The following is a 17,070-nucleotide window of genomic DNA, read 5'->3' as shown; positions in this document are numbered from 1 at the left end:
ACTTTAAAGATGCCTTTTTTAAGACATCTTTAAAGCTTTTAAAAATCCGCTCTTACAGTAAGCCAATAATTCCTACTTGGTAGTATTCTTTGATATCTTTGGTTTAAAGTAGTATTCACTAATTCATAACTTGTAAAATTTGTATTAAAAAGATTGTTTATCATAGCACCTACTGTTATGCCATTTTTAAAGGTATAGTTAGCTCCTAAATCTACTACATGAGTATCTTCAAAGTATGGACCAGATGAAGCAGATGCTCTGTGGGTATTTGCAGTCGTAGTTTTCATTTTCCCTACCCATCTTAAATAAGTATCAAAACTTTGTCCCTTATAAGAAAGCTTAGCCGAAGCATTATGTCTTGGTATATCATTTAAAGGCTTGCCTTTGTTAGCACCTGAAAGCTGTTCTGTTTCTGTAAAGGCGTAATTTATGTCTAAAAATATGCCTCTTGGTATGAAGCTTGTGAATAAAGGCTTTGATTTTATGCCAAGTTCCACACCAGCAGACTTTGCAGAATCTACATTTGAGTAGGTAACACAAGAAGCATTATTACACATTCCGTGTCCTGGCACAGTAGCACCATTAGTATAAGAATTAGTTTTTATAGCGTCTTTAAAGTCTGTATAAAAACCTGTTACTGAAAAATTAGCCAAAGGCGTTTCTAGTATAGTGCCTACTTCATAGTTCCAAGTAGTTTCCGGTTTTAAGTCTGGATTACCATAAGTAATTTCGCTTGTAGTTACAGATTCATCATCAAAACGAGCAGTTAAATTTGGTGCTTGAAAACCATTTGCAACTCCTGCTTTAAAAGTAAGCCACTCCGTAGGATAAAGATTAAAATAAAGCCTAGGCGATAAATTTGTTCCATAAGTTTGAACTTGATTTACCCTAAGTCCAGCTGTTGTTGAAAAATATTCGTTTAAAAAATACTCAGCTTCTCCAAAAACCGCCACTTGATACATATCAGGGTCTATTCCATCACTTCTATTCATTAATTTTTCCCAAGAAAAATATGGTCCCATATTAAGTATTAATGAAGAAGTATCTGAAAATTCAAAATTTGTCTTAAATGTTGTGCCATAAGCAAAAAATTGGTTTTCCACAAGCCCTACTCTACTAGGTTTTCCTGTATTGCCACCTATTGGAACATCTGTATGGGGCACACGGTTGCTATTAAAATACTGAAAATAATTATTTACTATACCAAAATCATAATTTCCGTCGTGGTTTAAAACAAACTGCCATCTATTATGATCCCTAACAGATGTCACAGAACGCCCTGAAGTATTCAAAGAACCGAATCTTTGAAAGGCATAGTCTACATCAAAATAGAAATTATTTGCGTCATCAAATTTATAATTTAACCTATAACCAAACGAATAATTTTTAAAACCTGTTGGACTATGAGAAGTATATGGATTGCCGTTTGCCGAAGGTGGTGCACCATAATCACTTCTGTAAAAATGATTTGCCTCGCCAAAATTATATTTACCTCTAAAATTTATAGAAAGCTGCTCATCAAGCGGGGCAAAGGTGTTAAAATGAAGCCCATAAATATTACCCCAATTTGCACTTTCTTGAAGTCTTGTTTCTATGCCTATACTACCAGTTGCTTTGTCTGCTTGTTTTTTAGTTATGATATTTATAACACCGCCCATAGCGTCACTTCCATATATTAATGAAGCAGGTCCTCTTATAACCTCAACCCTTTCTATCATACTTGGAGGAGGCAAAAAGCCAGATGTTGCGTCAAAACCATTACCATCAAAACCCTTAGACATATTCACTCTTTTTCCATCAACAAGTATAAGAGTGTATGATGAGCTTAAACCTCTCATTTGAATATTTTGTGAGCCTGTTTTAGATACAGAGGTAGAAACTCCCGGAACCTCTTGCACTATATCACCCAAATCTCTTATAGGTCTATTCATAATTTCATCTGAAGTTATGATAGATATGCTAGCAGGAGCTTGTTTTATCTCTTGTTCATATCCACTTGCCGATATAACAGTTTCACCCAAATCGTGGCTTTCGTCTATCTCATCTGCTAATACACAGTTAGAGAGTAAAAAAGCCGATGCAAAAAAAGATAGCTTTATCTTATGCTTAAAATTACTCATAAATGAATCCTTTATTAATTAAGATAATAAATATCATAATTATACAAAATTAAGCTTAAAATTTTCTTTACTTTTTATATAACAAAATTTATAGCAAATATTCTATTTTTCAAGAATTTAAAAGATAAATTTTACTAAAAAATTTATCATATAAATGATATAGATTCTTAAAATTAAATTATATAAATATCTTTTTTCTAAAAAAATAATAATTTTATTTTCATTGATAAAAAAAAGATAAAATAAGTCATTTTAAATTAAGGAAAAAAATGCAAAAAGCAAATACACAAACAAAAATTCCTATCCTAACAATAGCAGGAAGTGATTGTAGTGGAGGTGCTGGCATACAAGCTGATTTAAAGACTTTTAGCGCTCATAATTTATTTGGTATGTCTGTTATAATCTGTGTCGTGGCTGAAAATACAAAAAGAGTTATATCCGCTCATAATATGCCTTGCAAACTTGTAGATGAGCAATTTTTGTCTGTATTTGAGGACATTGTCCCTAAAGCTGTAAAGATAGGAATGCTGCCCTCAAAAGCCTTGATGAGCTGTGTTGCTAAAAATTTGCAAAGCTACAAAGCTAAAAATATAGTCTTAGACCCTGTTATGTTTGCTAAAAACGGCTTTGCTTTAATGCCGCTTAGAAACTGCGAATTCTTTAAAAAAACTATGCTACAGTTTGCCGATGTTTTAACACCAAACATACCAGAAGCCCAGTATCTTTGCGGCTTTTCTATAAAAAGCAAAGATGATATGATAAAGGCTGCAAAAGAGCTTAAAAAGCTTGGAGCTAAGGCTGTTTTACTAAAAGGCGGACACAGAGAAGAAGACGCAAGCGATATTTTATACGATGGAAAAGAAATTTTTATATTAGAATCACAAAAAATAGATACAAAAAACACACACGGCACGGGCTGCACTTTATCTTCTGCGATAGCTTCAAATTTAGCAAAGGGTAAAAAACTTTATGAGGCTGTTAAAGAAGCAAAAGATTATGTTTATAATGCCATTTTAAATTCGCTAGATCTTGGCAAGGGTTGTGGTCCTACTAATCATTTTTACTTTTTGAAAGACTAAGTTTGAATTTAAGTTTTTATCTAGTGGCTAGTAAAGGAAATTTTAGCACTCAAACCTTTTTAAACATAGTAAAAGAAGCTATAAGAGGCGGGGTAACAACCGTGCAACTTAGAGAAAAAGAGCTTAGTGCTAAAGAATTTTATGATTTGGCATTAAGCTTAAAAAGACTTTGCGATGAGAAAAAAATACCTTTAATCATAAATGACAGGCTAGACATAGCTTTGGCTATAGACGCTTACGGGGTGCATTTAGGGCAAGATGATTTACCTCTTAAAGAGGCTAGAAAAATTTTAAGCAAGAAAAAGATTATAGGACTTAGCACAAAGACGAAAGAGCAAATCGATGAGGCATATAAAAACGGTGCTTACTATGTTGGTTGCGGTGCTATATATAAAAGCCATACAAAAGATAGCTCTGTTATAGGGCTTGATAGCTTTAAAAATTTATGCAAGCACATAAAAAATGAAAAGTATAAGCTAAAAACAGTAGCCATAGGTGGTATAAACGAGGATAAAATAAAAGACTTTAAAGACATACAAACAGACGCCCTAGCCTTTTCATCTGCTATTATGCAAAGCAAAAATCCTTATAAAACCTGCATCAAGATAAAAAAAGAATTGCAAACTTTCATTAAAACACCTATAAATTAATTTTATTTACTCTATTATCAAAATATACAAAAAATATTTATCAAAAAATTAAAAATTTATATATTAAAATTTACTAATTTTATATACAATAAACTTATTAAATTAATAATCAAAAAGGATACAAAATGATAAACAAAAACAAACTTTTTAGACAAATTCACATATACATATCTTTGTTTTTCCTACCCTTAGCACTTTTATTTTCTATAACAGGCATAGCTTATATATTAGGGGCTGACCAAGATGTAGGTATAAAAGAGCAAACATACACAGTAAAAGCAAAAATAGAACAAGGGCTTGAAAGAGATTTTATGCTAAATTTTTTAAAAGAAAGAAATTTAAAATTACCAAGCGATGAAATTTTAAAGACAAAAGACGGGAGTTTTGCACTTGGTGGAGTTCATTATAGCGTAAGCTTAAAAAAGATAAATGATGAAGAACTTAGCATAACTACAAGCACAAGATCTTTTCTTGGAGATATGATAATGCTGCATAAAGATAAAGCAAAGTGGTATTTTTCAATCCTTTCCATAGGTTTTGGGCTTACCTTGCTTGTGCTTTATTTTTCAGGTCTTATGATAACTTTAATAGCTATAAAAAAGGACAGAAAGCCACAAATTTTAACTGTAGTTTTAGGCTTTTTAGCAACTATGATCCTAGCTTATATGAGTTTATAAAAATTATCAAGCTTTAAGGGCTTGATAATTTGTAATTTTTGTTTAAAAACTGTTAAATTTATGCTTAATTTTTTGTAATAAGTGTTACCATTTTAAAAGCACTATTTTACTTGCTTTTAGCTATTAACTCTCAAAAAAAAGTTAAAAAAAATCTCACAAAAAAAAAAAAACGATATAATCAAATCTAAAACAAATTTAGAAAGGATTTATTGTATGAAAAAATTTTTAAGCTCACTTGCTTGTGTAGCTCTTGTAAGCACTTATGCACTAGCTGAAGAAGATGGGCTGTATTTAGCTGCCGAATTTGGTGGAGGAGAGGCTAAATTTAAGCAAGATCTTGATGTAACTGCTACTATATCTATACCTATGCCTCCAGGTGGTGGGACTATGAACATGCCAATCAAAGGTGATATCACAGCTAATAATACAATGAAAAATCTTATGTTAAAATTTGGGGACAAAACTTTTTTTACCGATAATTTTGGCTATAGAAAATATGTATATTTTGGCTGGGGATATAGTTCTATGAAAAATGTCTCTTATAATGGAGGCGTAGGGATTATGCAACAAGACTCTATCTTTACTACCACTCAAAACACCTATTATAACAGTGTTTTAGAATACGGCATAGGTGTAGATGCCCTTTATAATTTTATGGATAAAGGCTCTGATAGCTTTGGTGTGTATGCTGGTGTAGCTATAGGTGGTGAAACTTGGATAGCAAATGGCAAAAGATATAAGCCAAAAGAAGGTCCGGGCGAAACTTATGTAAATTTTCAAACTATCTTAAATGTAGGTCTTAGAGGCGTCATAGCTAAGAATCACGGCATAGAAATAGGTGCTAGATTTTATATGTTTGAACCTAAAATTTTTGAAGGACACGGAACCTCATCTTTGATGCAAAATGCAGCAAATCAAATATTTCCTGGTGCAAATGTAGTTGTAAATAACACCACAACAGAGATGAAAAGACCTATGGTAGCTTATATAAGCTATGTGTATAATTTCTAAAATTTATCTTAAGCAAAAAGCTTAAGATAAATCATACTTCTTTTATCTTAAATTAATCCTTATTACTGTATAATCTATCAAAAAAAGGATGGATTATGAATGAAGAATTTTTTAAAAATTTTATAATGCTTTCTAGTTTGCAAAGCTTTTTCGTTTTGCTTGTCTTATTTGTTATATTTTACATGCTTAAAAAAATGAAAGATTTTAAATTTTCTTTCTCACTTAGAATGTTTATAGCACTTATAGTAGGACTTGCTTTTGGAATTTTTTTACAATTTTTAGCAAATTTTCCACAAAAAGAAAATGATATAGTTTGGTTTAACGAAGCTAGGCATTATTTTTCATTTTTTAGCTCTGTCTTTGTAGCCTTTATCAAAATGCTTGTAATACCTCTTGTAAGCGTATGTATAGTAAAGGTTATCATACAAATAGATAAGAATATCAAAATAAGCTCTTTGCTAAGTCTTAGCCTTTTTTGGATACTATTTAGCACAGCAATAGCGGCTTTAGTTGGAATTTTACTAGCTTATACCTTTTCGCTTGGAAGTGCTTTTAGTGAAATTAGCGGGGAAAAAGAGTTAAGAGAAATTCAAAGCCTATCAAGCATAATCTTAAATTTAATCCCTAGCAATATAATACTAGCGATGAGTAAAGAAAATATAATAGCCATTGTTGTTTTTGCCTTTTTACTAGGACTTTGCGCGAAGCAAATTTCAAAACAAGAGGATTTTAAAACCGCCTTTAAAAGCTTTGAAAATTTAGTGCTTAGCATTTACTCTATAATGATGAATATGACTAAGGCTGTTATAAAATTTATGCCTTATGCTGTCGTTTGTATGATGGCTAATGTCGTGCTTAGCAATGGTTTTGAAGCTATCAAAACTGCAGCTCTTTTTATCATACTTACTTATGTTGCTATGTTTGTGATGTTTTTGGTGCATTTTTTACTACTTCTTTCTCAAGGACTAAATCCACTAAAATACGCTCAAAAAGCTTTTAGTGTATGGCTTTTTGCTTTTAGCTCAAGGTCTTCTTTAGGAACCTTACCTATGACGGTTTCAACCTTAGAAAAAAGACTTGGTGTAAGCTCTGCCATAGCAAATTTTGTAGCCTCCATAGGCACTACAACGGGGCTTAATGGCTGTGCTGGATATTTTCCTGCTATGGCGGCTGTTTTTGTGTGCTTTGCTCTTGGTATGGATTTTAGCCTTTCTTTTGCCTTGATGATAATACTTATAGCAGTTGTTGGCTCTTTTGGTATAGCTGGAGTGCCCGGAAGCGCTACAATGGCTGCTTCCATAATGCTAGCAGGACTTGGTTTTGGGGATAATTTTATGATGTTAAGCCTTATACTAGCCATAGATCCTATCATAGATATGGCAAGAACAGCTAGCAATGTTTCTGGTGCTATGACTTCAGCGATTTGCACGGCAAAAAATTTAAATGCCCTAGATAAAAAAGTATATAATAGCTAAAAATTACTAGCTTAAAGGGCTAGTAATTCTATCTTAAGCTAAATCTTAAGTATTTTTTTTTATAATTACACCTTTTAGGACAGATGGGTGAGTGGCTGAAACCACACCCCTGCTAAGGGTGCAGATCTTAACGGGTCTCGAGGGTTCAAATCCCTCTCTGTCCGCCACAGCTTTATGCTTCAAATAAAAATCTTTCTGTCTTGCTCACATCAATTTGTCCGCTTAGATAAAAGAATTTCCTTAAAACTAGCAAATTTAAAAGCGTTTCAAGCTTTTCATCTTTGAATTTCTCACAGTATAAATTTGCGTTCGCTATGATTTCTTTTGCTAACTCTGTATTTTCTAAGATGAAGCTCACTCTCTCCTCAAAGTCGCTATGATCATCTTTGATAAGAAGATAATGAAAATTTTCTTTTAATTTTCCCTCCATAAACCAAGTTTCAAATTTTGGCTTTGGCATTATTGCTAGTGAATTTGAACTCATTAGCCATTTTAAGTTACTAGCCACATCGTTTCCCTCAAGACTTAATATAAGCTTATAATTTAAATGTTCTTTTAAGGAAGCTTTTTTATTTGTAGCCCAAGCTTTAAGCTCCTTATCTTTCAAAGAATTTTTATGCCCTATATGTGCTGCGTTTAAAAAGGTCTTGCCAAAATGCTTTCTCATAAATTCACGTCTATGAATTTGATAGCACCCTCCCCTAAAAAATACCTTATCTAGCTTATCCTCATATCTTGGCACAGAGCTTAAGAAATCTTTGCTTAAAAATCTAAAATGCCTTCTTGCTTCAAGTTTTAATAAAATATTATTACTTTTTTCTATCTTTACAGGCCTGCTTTTTGCAAAGGAGGGCTCTTTTGCCTCGTAATTTACATCGCCAAATTCCAGATTGTATTTCAAGCTCTTATCAAAATACCTAAAATATTTATAAAAATCGAACCAATACACTGAGCCGCCGTCTTTATAGTAGGTGTTATTGTAAGTTTTAGGAAGCTCTTTAAAATCGCAGTAATAATCAAGTCTTTGTTTTATCTCATCTATTTTATCATCATATTTTAAAAGTAATTTAGATAAAAGTTTTTCTAAGTTGTTTTTCTTAAAATTTTTATAATACAAGCCCTTTATATTATAAATAAGCTTATTCTCAAAGCCCCCCCCCCGTAAAAATTTTACCTATCATTACTTTCTCCTTAAATCGATAATCATTTTTTCAAGCTCTTTAAAAAGCTTTCTAAGTCATAAAATTCTCTGTATTCCTCACTTAAAAGGTGTATAAGCACATCTCCTAAATCAAGCACAGTCCATTCATCGCTGCTTTCTATATTTAAAAAGCTTTCATTATCTGCTTTTAGCTTTGTTTTAAGCTCATCTATTAAAGAAGCTGCGTGCTTTTGTGCTAAAGTAGTAGCTAAAACCACAAAAGAAACAAAGTATTCACTATCTCTCATATCTAAAATTTCTATATTTTCAGCCTTTTTATCCTCCAAAATTTTCACTATTTTTTCAACTCTTTTCATTATTATCCTTAGAATAAGATCTTAAAACATCATCTTTTATATGCTCATCAACCGCCTTCATATAAAGCTTTTCCCTTATAAAACTAGATGAAATATCTACATTTATATCTAAAATTTTAAACTCATTTGGTATCTTTATATCCCCTCTTCTTGCAACCACAAATTCAACTTTTTTGCAAAGCTCATCATATCTATGCCAAGAGCTTAATTTTTCTAAATGATCGGCTCCTATTATAAAATAGATTTTGTCGCACTTGTATTTTTTCTCTAAAAACTCAACAGTTTCTATACTCGGCACAGGTCTTTTTTGTAAAAGCTCGTAGTCTGAAATTTCTACCTTTTCTAAATTTCCCCAAATTATCTTTACCCATTCAAATCTTTTGTTTTCATCAGCTTTAAATGAAATTTTAAAAGGACTTATAAAAGTTGGTATAATGATGATTTTATCAATATCAAGCTCTTTTAAAGCGGTTTTAACAATGGCATTATGTCCGTTATGAGGCGGATCAAAACTTCCGCCAAAAAGTGCAATTTTCATAGCGGAATTTTAACCTTTTTTTTGTAGAATTTCAATATTTATTTTCAAAAGGAAAAAAAATGGCTTTAAAAATCGCAATAAATGGCTTTGGTCGCATTGGAAGGTGCGTAGCAAGAATCATCTTACAAAGAGATGATGTAGAGCTTGTGGCTATAAACGATACTACAGATATAGATCTTACAAAATATCTTTTTAAGTATGATACTGTGCATGGTATCTTTAAGGGCGATGTAGATAGCGATGGAGACGATTTGCTGATAAATAAAAAAAAGATAAAGGTTTTTAAAAGTAGAGATGTAAAAGAGCTTGATTTTGCATCTTGTGGTGCAGATATAGTTTTAGAATGCACGGGTGCTCACTTAAGGCTTGAAAAATGCAAAGATTTTATAGATAGAGGCATTAAAAAAGTAATTATGTCAGCACCAGCAAAAGATGATACGCCTACTTATGTTATGGGTGTGAATTCTCATCTTTATAAAGGCGAAAAAATTATCTCTAATGCAAGTTGCACGACAAACTGTTTAGGTCCTGTTTGTAGAGTTTTAGAGGATAATTTTAAAATTCAAAAAGGACTAATGACTACCATACACGCTTATACAAATGGACAAAGTATAATAGACGCTAAAGCTAGAGATAAAAGAAGAAGCCGTGCAGCAGCTCAAAATATAATCCCTACTTCAACCGGTGCTGCTAAGGCTATGAAACTCGTTATGCCAGAGCTTGACGGGAAACTTCACGGACAGAGTATGCGTGTGCCTGTTATAGATGTTTCTAGTGTGGATTTAACCGCACAGCTTGGAAAAAAAGTAAGCAAAGATGAGATAAATGAGGCATTTAGAAAGGCTGCTAACTCAAATTTAAAGGGCTTTTTAGCTGTTGATGACGATGAAAGAGTTTCTAGTGATTTTATAGGCTCATCTTACGGTGCGATAGTGGCAAGCGATTTAACCCAAGTTATTTGCGATGATTTTGTAAAGATTATAGCTTGGTATGATAATGAATGGGGCTACTCATCTAGACTTGTAGATATGGCTGTTTATATAGCTGATAAAAATTAAAGGAAAAGCTGCAATGAATGATGAAAAAAATGAGATAATATCTATAAAAGATATAGATTTAGCGGGAAAAAAAGTTTTAATAAGATGTGATTTTAATGTCCCACAAGATGAATTTTTAAACATAACAGATGATAGGAGAATTCGCTCTGCTATACCTACTATAAGATACTGTTTGGATAACGGTTGTGCTGTAATACTAGCCTCTCATCTTGGCAGACCAAAAGAAATAAGCTCGAAATACTCTTTAGAACCGGTAGCAAAAAGACTTGCAAGACTTCTTAAAAAAGAAGTGCTAATGGCAAAAGATGTTGTAGGAGAAGACGCAAAGAAAAAGGCTGAAAATTTAGCTCCTACAGAAATTCTAATGCTTGAAAATTTGCGTTTTGAAAAGGGAGAAACAAAAAATGATGAAAATTTAGCCAAAGAACTAGCTTCTATGGTTGAAATTTATATAAATGACGCTTTTGGGGTTTGTCATAGGGCTCATTCTAGCGTTGAAGCTATAACTAATTTTTTTGATGATGATAAAAAGGCGGCTGGATTCTTGCTTTTAAAAGAAATAGCCTTTGCCGAAAATTTGATTAAAAAACCTGCTAGACCTTTTGTAGCCATAGTTGGTGGTTCTAAAGTAAGTGGAAAACTACAAGCACTTACAAATCTTTTACCAAGGGTTGATAAGCTGATAATAGGCGGTGGTATGGCATTTACTTTTTTAAAGGCACTAGGTTTTGATATAGGAAATTCTCTTTTAGAGGAAGATTTGATAGAAGAAGCAAATAGAATTCTAATAAAAGGAAAAAATTTAGGCGTTAAAATTTACCTGCCAGTTGATGTCGTAACTGCACAAAGTTGTTCTCAAGATGCTATGATACATTTTTCTCCCTGCCAAGAAATTCCAAATGGATATATGGGGCTTGATATAGGACCTGCTAGTGTGAGATTATTTAAAGAAGCTATAGCTGATGCACATACTATATGGTGGAATGGACCTATGGGAGTGTTTGAAATAGATAAATTTAGTAAAGGTAGCATAAAGATGAGCCATTACATAGGAGAAAGCCACGCTACGACAGTTATAGGTGGTGGAGATACCGCTGATGTGGTAGCTAGAGCTGGTGATGCTGATGAAATGACCTTTATATCAACCGGTGGAGGTGCTTCTTTAGAGCTTATAGAAGGGAAAGAATTGCCCGGAGTTAAACCGCTTAGGATAAAACAGTGATTTTTGCAGCAAATTTAAAGTGCAATCATACTAGAGCCTCATTTAGACTTTACGCAGAAAGACTAAATGAATTTTTAAGCCTAAATAAAAGAGAAGTTTTTGTATTTCCTCCGAGCATAGCTTTGACACAAGGCATTTGTAAATTTACATTAGGAGTTCAAAATTTTTATCCTTGTGTAAATGGAGCTTTTACGGGAGAGTTAGGAAAAGAGCATTTAGATGAATTTGGTATAAAAACCGTCTTAATAGGACATTCAGAAAGAAGGGCTTTAGGCGATAATGACGAATTAATAAAGCAAAAATTTGACTTTGCCAAAAAACATAATTACAACATAATTTTTTGCATAGGCGAAAATATTGATACAAAAAAAGAAAACAAAACTAAGGACTTTCTTGCAAAACAACTAAAAAGCATAGACTTGGATTACAAAAATTTAATCATAGCTTATGAACCTATATATTCTATAGGCACCGGACTTAGTGCTAATGCCGATGATATAGATGCTGTGCTTTCTTTTTTAAGACAAAAAACAAAGGCTACTTTGTTGTATGGAGGAAGCGTAAGTGATAAAAATATAGATGAAATTTTTTCTATAAAAGACTGTGGTGGAGTTTTGGTTGGTTCTTTTTCCTTAGATGTGGAAAAATTTATAACTTTACTTAAAAAGGATATAAAATGATAATGAAAGACAAAAAAGGACTTATAGTAGGAGTAGCAAACAACAAATCGATAGCTTATGGCATAGCTAAAGCTTGTCACGAACAAGGTGCTAAACTAGCTTTTACTTACTTAAATGAAGCATTAGAAAAGAGAGTAAGACCTATAGCAAAAGATTTTTCATCTGATTTTGTATATGAACTAGATGTAAATAACGAGGAGCATTTGAATTCTTTAGCAGACAAAATAAAAAAAGATTTTGGTGATATAGACTTTCTTGTTCATGCCGTAGCTTACGCCCCTAAAGAAGCTTTAGAAAATTCATTCTTACAAACTTCAAAAGAAGCCTTTGATATAGCTATGCAAACTTCAGTATATTCACTGCTTTCATTAAGTAGAGCCGTTTTGCCAGTCCTAAAAAAAGGCTCATCTATACTTACCTTAAGCTATCTTGGTGGAGTAAAATATGTTCCTCACTACAATGTAATGGGTGTGGCAAAGGCAGCTCTTGAAAGCTCTGTTAGATACCTTGCAAGAGACCTTGGAGAAAAAGACATTAGAGTAAATGCCATATCAGCAGGACCTATAAAGACTTTAGCTGCAAGTGGTATAGGGGATTTTAGAATGATACTAAAATACAACGAGTTAAATTCCCCGCTAAAAAGAAATGTAAGCATAGAAGATGTTGGAAATTCGGCTATGTATCTTTTAAGCGATTTGGCAAAAGGAGTAACAGGCGAAATTCACTATGTTGATGCGGGTTACAATATAATGGGAATGGGCGATGTTACAAAAGATGATGAAGGAAACACCATACTTTGCTGGGATAAAAATAAATAATTTATCCCTTTCATTCTAAATCACTTTTTAGCTTAAGCATTTTAATAAGCTCTAAGTTTTTATGCTCTTTAGCATAAAACAAGGCATCTTTGCCGTTATTGTCCTTAATGCTTGTATCAGCTCCAGCCTCTATAAGCTCAAATGCAGCCCAAGTAAGATTATACTTAGCTGCACTTATTAAAGGGCTTTCGCCTTGTTTATCTCTAAAATTAAGCCCTATTTCCTTAAGTGTAGCGAACAAATCCTCACTTTTACTATCAAACCAAAGATAATAAAGATAAAGCATTTCTTGTGGATTTGGAGTGTAATTATTATCAAGCATATATTTTATTATGGATTTAGCATTCATACAAACAGCATTGAAAAAAATAGTTTTTGAAGCAAAATTATACTTCTCAAGCAAACAAAAACTGCCAATACTATCAATTTTCACGCTAAGTTCAAGTAAATTTTCTTTTTCTTTACCGTCTAATAAATGGCACTTATTTTTAAGCAAATACTCTAAAACCTTGAGCTTAGAAAGTGCTACAGCTAGATAAAAAAGTCTAAAAAAATCTTTTGTATCTACATTCTGCAAAGAAGAAACATCATCATAAATCACATACAAACAAGCCTTATCAACAAATTCTTTATCATAAAAAATTTTAAGTCTATTTTTAACTTGTTTAAATTTTTTGAAAAAATAATCAACAATTATAAAATTATCATTTATTGCAGCAAAGCTTTCTGCGTAAAATTTTTCCCCATAAAGTAAAAAATAATCATCTACATTTGCACCATTTTTTATCAATAAATCTACAATTTCATCATTAGCACAAAAAGAGGCAAAGCTTAGTGAATTTAAAAATTTAAGATTCAATCTTAAATTTTTAAGCCCATTATTTGCTTTAAAAATAGCATTGCTGCCTAATCTCAAAAATAAAAGCTCTTTTGTTTGTTTCTCATCTAAATTTAAACTCAAACCCTTATCTTGTATATTGTTTATGAAATCTACGACTTTAACCTCATCTTTATCTTCTTTAAAACCAGCTTCTAATTTCTTTGAAAGCATTATATAAATAGCGTTTTTGTCATTTATATAAAGAGCATAATGAAAAAGAGACATACCTTTAAAATTATGCATTTTCCACCAATTTTTAGTTTTTTGTAAAGAATTAAAGAAATTAACATAATCTTTTTTTTGCATATAAAAAAAAGCTTTATAAAAAGGAGAATATAATTTTTTAAGTATCAATATCAGCAATATAAGCATTACAAAATCAACAATAAAATCAAAATAAACCATAAAAGAAGAATTTGTTATATAAGGAGCTGAAAACAATGAAACAGAAGAATAAAACAATCTAATACTTACAAAAAAAATACATACATAAAGAAGTTTTCTATAATAACTTATATTTTTAAATTTAGCTATAAAATACTCATACACAAAAATTGCCGCTAAAATATAATAAAGCAATAAAAGAAAGATAGCAACACCAAAAACTATAGAGTAGTATAAAGTATATTCATAATCACTTGACATTAAATAATCCTTGTGTTTTTATATTTATACTTCAATTTTCTTTATAAAATACTTATATAATTATTAATATCCGACGCGTAACAAAGCTTTAAGCCAAAGTTATATACAATTTGGCTTATTTATAAGTAAAATTTAGGAGAAGTTTTGGCTGCTGATAAGAAATTATTTTATCTAAGCTCTATATTAATAACCATAAGTATAGTTTTTTCATATTCTTTGAGTGCTTTTACTGTGCTTTATTTTGACTACGATGAATTTCATTTTTTTATAAGACAATTAATTTTTGGCTTGAGTGGAATTTTAATAATGTTTTTCATATCACAGCTAGACCCTGATTCTACCGCATTTCATAAACTTATGATAGGAATTTTGCTTATATCATTTATAGCCATTTTAATACTTCCTTTCTTGCCTACAAATTTAGCTACAGCAAGTGGTGGTGCAAAAAGATGGATAAGACTTGGACCTATTTCTATATCTCCTGTTGAATTTTTTAAAATAGGACTTATTTATTTTCTTGCTTGGTCTTATACAAGACGTATTGATGATAGTAAAAAAGCCATAAAAAGTGAAATTTTGATACTGCTTCCATATATGATAGTAGCTCTAATAATCATAGGCTACATTTACATAACACAAAACGATTTAGGACAAAGCGTAATATCTTTTTTTATTATACTAGCCTTAGCTTTTTTTGCTGGAGCAAGTAAAAAACTCTTTGCCTTTGGGCTTGTAATAGCTACAATGATAGGTTTTTTGGTAATATTTAGCTCACAAAGAAGGATAGAAAGAATTTCAAATTGGTGGGGCAATATACAAGACGCTTTTCTACCATTTTTCCCAGATTGGCTAGTGCAGATTGTAAAGGTAAATTCAAATAGCGAACCTTATCAAATTTCACACTCTTTAAACGCTATAGCACACGGTGGTCTCTTTGGAGAAGGGCTTGGACTTGGGATATTTAAGCTTGGATTTTTAAGTGAGGTGCATACAGACTTTGTCTTATCTGGCATAACAGAAGAAATAGGTCTTGTTGGTCTTTTTGTTATATGTTTTTTATATCTCGCACTTGTTTTAAGAATTTTTAAAATAGCCGGTCGTTGCGAAAAGAAAGTGCATTTTATATTTTGTTCGGGCGTTGCCCTACTTTTAATATTTTCTTTTTTTATGAATGCATTTGGGATTATATCTTTAACGCCTTTAAAAGGTGTAGCAGTTCCGCTTTTAAGCTACGGTGGGAGTTCTATGTGGTCTATTTGCATAGCTCTTGGTTGTGTTTTAATGATTTCAAAAAAGGTTAAATTATGATAATAGCTATAACAGGCGGTGGAACTGGAGGACATTTAAGCATAGCAAAATCTCTAGCAATAAGTGCAAATAAACTTGGCATAGAATGCATATATATAGGCTCAACAAGCGGACAAGATATGGCTTGGTTTGAAAAAGAAAAACTTTTTTCTCACAAGTATTTCTTAGAAAGCACTGGAGTAGTAAATCAAAAAGGTTTAAAAAAAGTTTTATCTTTCTTAAATATATTAAAATTAAGCATAAAAGCTAAAAAAATTTTAAACAAACACGAAATAAAAGATGTTTTTAGCGTGGGTGGATACTCTGCGGCAGCCGCATCTTTTGCTACTATTTTTTCAAACAAAAATTTATTTATACACGAACAAAATTCAAAAAAAGGTTTTTTAAATTCTTTACTAAAGCCTTTTTGCAAAGAATTTTTCTCTTCCTTTGAAGAAACTTTTTGCTCCTATCCTGTGAATGAAAATTTTTTCAAAAAAGCAAGAATTCGAAAAGAACTTAAAACAGTTATTTTTCTAGGAGGCTCTCAAGGTGCTAAATTTATAAACGATTTAGCTTTAAAAATAGCCACAAAACTAGACGAAAAGGGTGTTAAAATAATACACCAATGCGGAAAAAACGAATACGAAAGATGTAAAGCATACTATGAAAATTTAGGCATTGAAGTAGATTTGTTTGACTTTCATAAACAGCTAGATGAAAAAATAACACAAGCTGATTTAGCCATAGCAAGAGCGGGAGCTAGCTCTTTGTTTGAGCTTTGTGCAAATAATTTACCTTGCATTTTTATACCCTACCCTTACGCTAGCAAAAATCATCAATATTTTAATGCAAAATTTCTACTAGATAAAGCACTTTGTCAAATCTTTACACAAGATGAATTACAAGATGAAAAAAAGCTTTTAAATTCAATCTTTCTAGTCAATCTAGAACTTATATCAAGCGGTTTAAAAGACATTATAAAAGAAGATGGAGCTGATTTTATCATCAAAAAAGCTTTAAAAAAAGCATAGCGATAAGCCGAGTTCTGTCGAGGGCGTTTATTTATCTAGCCTTGTTTTCACAAACAAGATCAAGCGAAGGGTCAAAAATAAAGACAATAACCATCCCTTCTTGCTGCACATTGGGTTTACATAGCCAAGCTTGTTACCAAACCTGCTGGTAAGCTCTTACCTTACCGTTTCACCTTTTCCGCATAAAAGCGGTAGTTTGCTTTCTGTTGCACTTTCCCTTAGATTACTCTAGCCATCTGTTAGATGGAATGCTTGTCTTTAGCAGCTCGGACTTTCCTCTCCAAAAAGGAGCAAACGCCTACTATGCTTTTGAAGTAATTTTATCAAAAATTAAACATTAAGATTACTTTTTTTTAAATATTTTTTTGTAAAATATGA

Annotated in this window: 16 protein-coding genes, 1 tRNA gene and 1 other RNA gene; 12 read left to right on the top strand and 6 right to left on the bottom strand. The window is 31.8% G+C overall.

Features of this window, described 5'->3' with window-relative positions; genetic code table 11:
* Positions 1-38 precede the first annotated feature (38 nt).
* Positions 39-2,120, bottom strand: coding sequence for a TonB-dependent receptor (locus tag Q0J35_RS07485; RefSeq protein ID WP_297195049.1), 2,082 nt, complete (start codon positions 2,118-2,120; stop codon positions 39-41).
* Between the two features lie 269 nt (positions 2,121-2,389).
* Between Q0J35_RS07485 and thiD the strand changes: the two genes are divergently transcribed.
* The 6 genes from thiD (at position 2,390) to Q0J35_RS07455 (ending at position 7,179) form a co-directional block, all read left to right on the top strand.
* Complete coding sequence (thiD, locus tag Q0J35_RS07480; RefSeq protein ID WP_297195047.1) at positions 2,390-3,199, top strand: bifunctional hydroxymethylpyrimidine kinase/phosphomethylpyrimidine kinase; 810 nt, start codon at positions 2,390-2,392, stop codon at positions 3,197-3,199.
* A 2-nt stretch (positions 3,200-3,201) separates the two neighbouring features.
* On the top strand, positions 3,202-3,849 hold the full coding sequence (thiE, locus tag Q0J35_RS07475) for a thiamine phosphate synthase (protein WP_297195045.1): 648 nt from the start codon (positions 3,202-3,204) through the stop codon (positions 3,847-3,849).
* A gap of 125 nt (positions 3,850-3,974) precedes the next feature.
* On the top strand, positions 3,975-4,526 hold the full coding sequence (locus tag Q0J35_RS07470; protein ID WP_297195043.1) for a hypothetical protein: 552 nt from the start codon (positions 3,975-3,977) through the stop codon (positions 4,524-4,526).
* 213 nt (positions 4,527-4,739) lie between these two features.
* On the top strand, positions 4,740-5,537 hold the full coding sequence (locus Q0J35_RS07465) for an outer membrane beta-barrel protein (protein ID WP_297195041.1): 798 nt from the start codon (positions 4,740-4,742) through the stop codon (positions 5,535-5,537).
* A gap of 95 nt (positions 5,538-5,632) precedes the next feature.
* Complete coding sequence (locus tag Q0J35_RS07460; RefSeq protein ID WP_297195039.1) at positions 5,633-7,012, top strand: cation:dicarboxylase symporter family transporter; 1,380 nt, start codon at positions 5,633-5,635, stop codon at positions 7,010-7,012.
* Between the two features lie 77 nt (positions 7,013-7,089).
* Positions 7,090-7,179: transfer RNA gene (locus Q0J35_RS07455), tRNA-Ser, on the top strand.
* Between the two features lie 5 nt (positions 7,180-7,184).
* Here Q0J35_RS07455 and Q0J35_RS07450 read toward each other — a convergent pair.
* The 3 genes from Q0J35_RS07450 to nadD form a co-directional block, all read right to left on the bottom strand.
* Entirely contained in the window at positions 7,185-8,129 is a 945-nt protein-coding gene (locus Q0J35_RS07450) for a glycosyl transferase family 90 (protein ID WP_297195037.1), read from the bottom strand.
* An 86-nt stretch (positions 8,130-8,215) separates the two neighbouring features.
* Positions 8,216-8,533: a ribosome silencing factor gene (gene rsfS, locus Q0J35_RS07445; protein ID WP_297195079.1), complete on the bottom strand. Its 318-nt coding sequence runs from the start codon at positions 8,531-8,533 to the stop codon at positions 8,216-8,218.
* Complete coding sequence (nadD, locus tag Q0J35_RS07440; RefSeq protein ID WP_297195035.1) at positions 8,517-9,068, bottom strand: nicotinate (nicotinamide) nucleotide adenylyltransferase; 552 nt, start codon at positions 9,066-9,068, stop codon at positions 8,517-8,519. The genes rsfS and nadD overlap by 17 nt, the downstream gene beginning before the upstream one ends.
* Before the next feature lie 59 nt (positions 9,069-9,127).
* Here nadD and gap point away from each other — a divergent pair, with 59 nt between their 5' ends.
* From gap to fabI, 4 genes are read left to right on the top strand one after another with little or no spacing between them, the layout of a single operon-like run.
* Positions 9,128-10,126, top strand: coding sequence for a type I glyceraldehyde-3-phosphate dehydrogenase (gene gap, locus Q0J35_RS07435; protein ID WP_297195032.1), 999 nt, complete (start codon positions 9,128-9,130; stop codon positions 10,124-10,126).
* 13 nt (positions 10,127-10,139) lie between these two features.
* Complete coding sequence (locus Q0J35_RS07430; RefSeq protein ID WP_297195029.1) at positions 10,140-11,348, top strand: phosphoglycerate kinase; 1,209 nt, start codon at positions 10,140-10,142, stop codon at positions 11,346-11,348.
* Positions 11,345-12,028 (top strand): triose-phosphate isomerase, encoded by a 684-nt coding sequence (locus Q0J35_RS07425; RefSeq protein WP_297195027.1) that lies wholly within the window; start codon positions 11,345-11,347, stop codon positions 12,026-12,028. Before Q0J35_RS07430 ends, Q0J35_RS07425 begins: the two co-directional genes overlap by 4 nt.
* Positions 12,025-12,846, top strand: a complete 822-nt coding sequence (fabI, locus tag Q0J35_RS07420) for an enoyl-ACP reductase FabI (RefSeq protein ID WP_297195025.1) — start codon at positions 12,025-12,027, stop codon at positions 12,844-12,846. The genes Q0J35_RS07425 and fabI overlap by 4 nt, the downstream gene beginning before the upstream one ends.
* Before the next feature lie 10 nt (positions 12,847-12,856).
* Here the strand turns inward: fabI and Q0J35_RS07415 are convergent, their stop codons facing one another.
* Complete coding sequence (locus tag Q0J35_RS07415) at positions 12,857-14,371, bottom strand: hypothetical protein (RefSeq protein ID WP_297195023.1); 1,515 nt, start codon at positions 14,369-14,371, stop codon at positions 12,857-12,859.
* A gap of 144 nt (positions 14,372-14,515) precedes the next feature.
* Here Q0J35_RS07415 and ftsW point away from each other — a divergent pair, with 144 nt between their 5' ends.
* Together ftsW and Q0J35_RS07405 are read left to right on the top strand one after the other, a co-directional pair.
* Positions 14,516-15,679, top strand: coding sequence for a putative lipid II flippase FtsW (gene ftsW / locus Q0J35_RS07410; protein ID WP_297195020.1), 1,164 nt, complete (start codon positions 14,516-14,518; stop codon positions 15,677-15,679).
* The gene (locus Q0J35_RS07405) at positions 15,676-16,692 is read left to right on the top strand and encodes a UDP-N-acetylglucosamine--N-acetylmuramyl-(pentapeptide) pyrophosphoryl-undecaprenol N-acetylglucosamine transferase (protein ID WP_297195018.1); all 1,017 of its coding nucleotides are present in this window, start codon (positions 15,676-15,678) and stop codon (positions 16,690-16,692) included. The genes ftsW and Q0J35_RS07405 overlap by 4 nt, the downstream gene beginning before the upstream one ends.
* Here Q0J35_RS07405 and rnpB read toward each other — a convergent pair.
* Positions 16,680-17,002: RNase P RNA component class A (rnpB, locus tag Q0J35_RS07400), an RNA gene on the bottom strand. The genes Q0J35_RS07405 and rnpB overlap by 13 nt on opposite strands.
* Positions 17,003-17,070: the final 68 nt, after the last annotated feature.

This window comes from uncultured Campylobacter sp. (genome assembly GCF_944323605.1).
Classification (GTDB): Bacteria; Campylobacterota; Campylobacteria; order Campylobacterales; family Campylobacteraceae; genus Campylobacter_D.
This window is presented reverse-complemented; position numbering and strand designations above follow the sequence as displayed.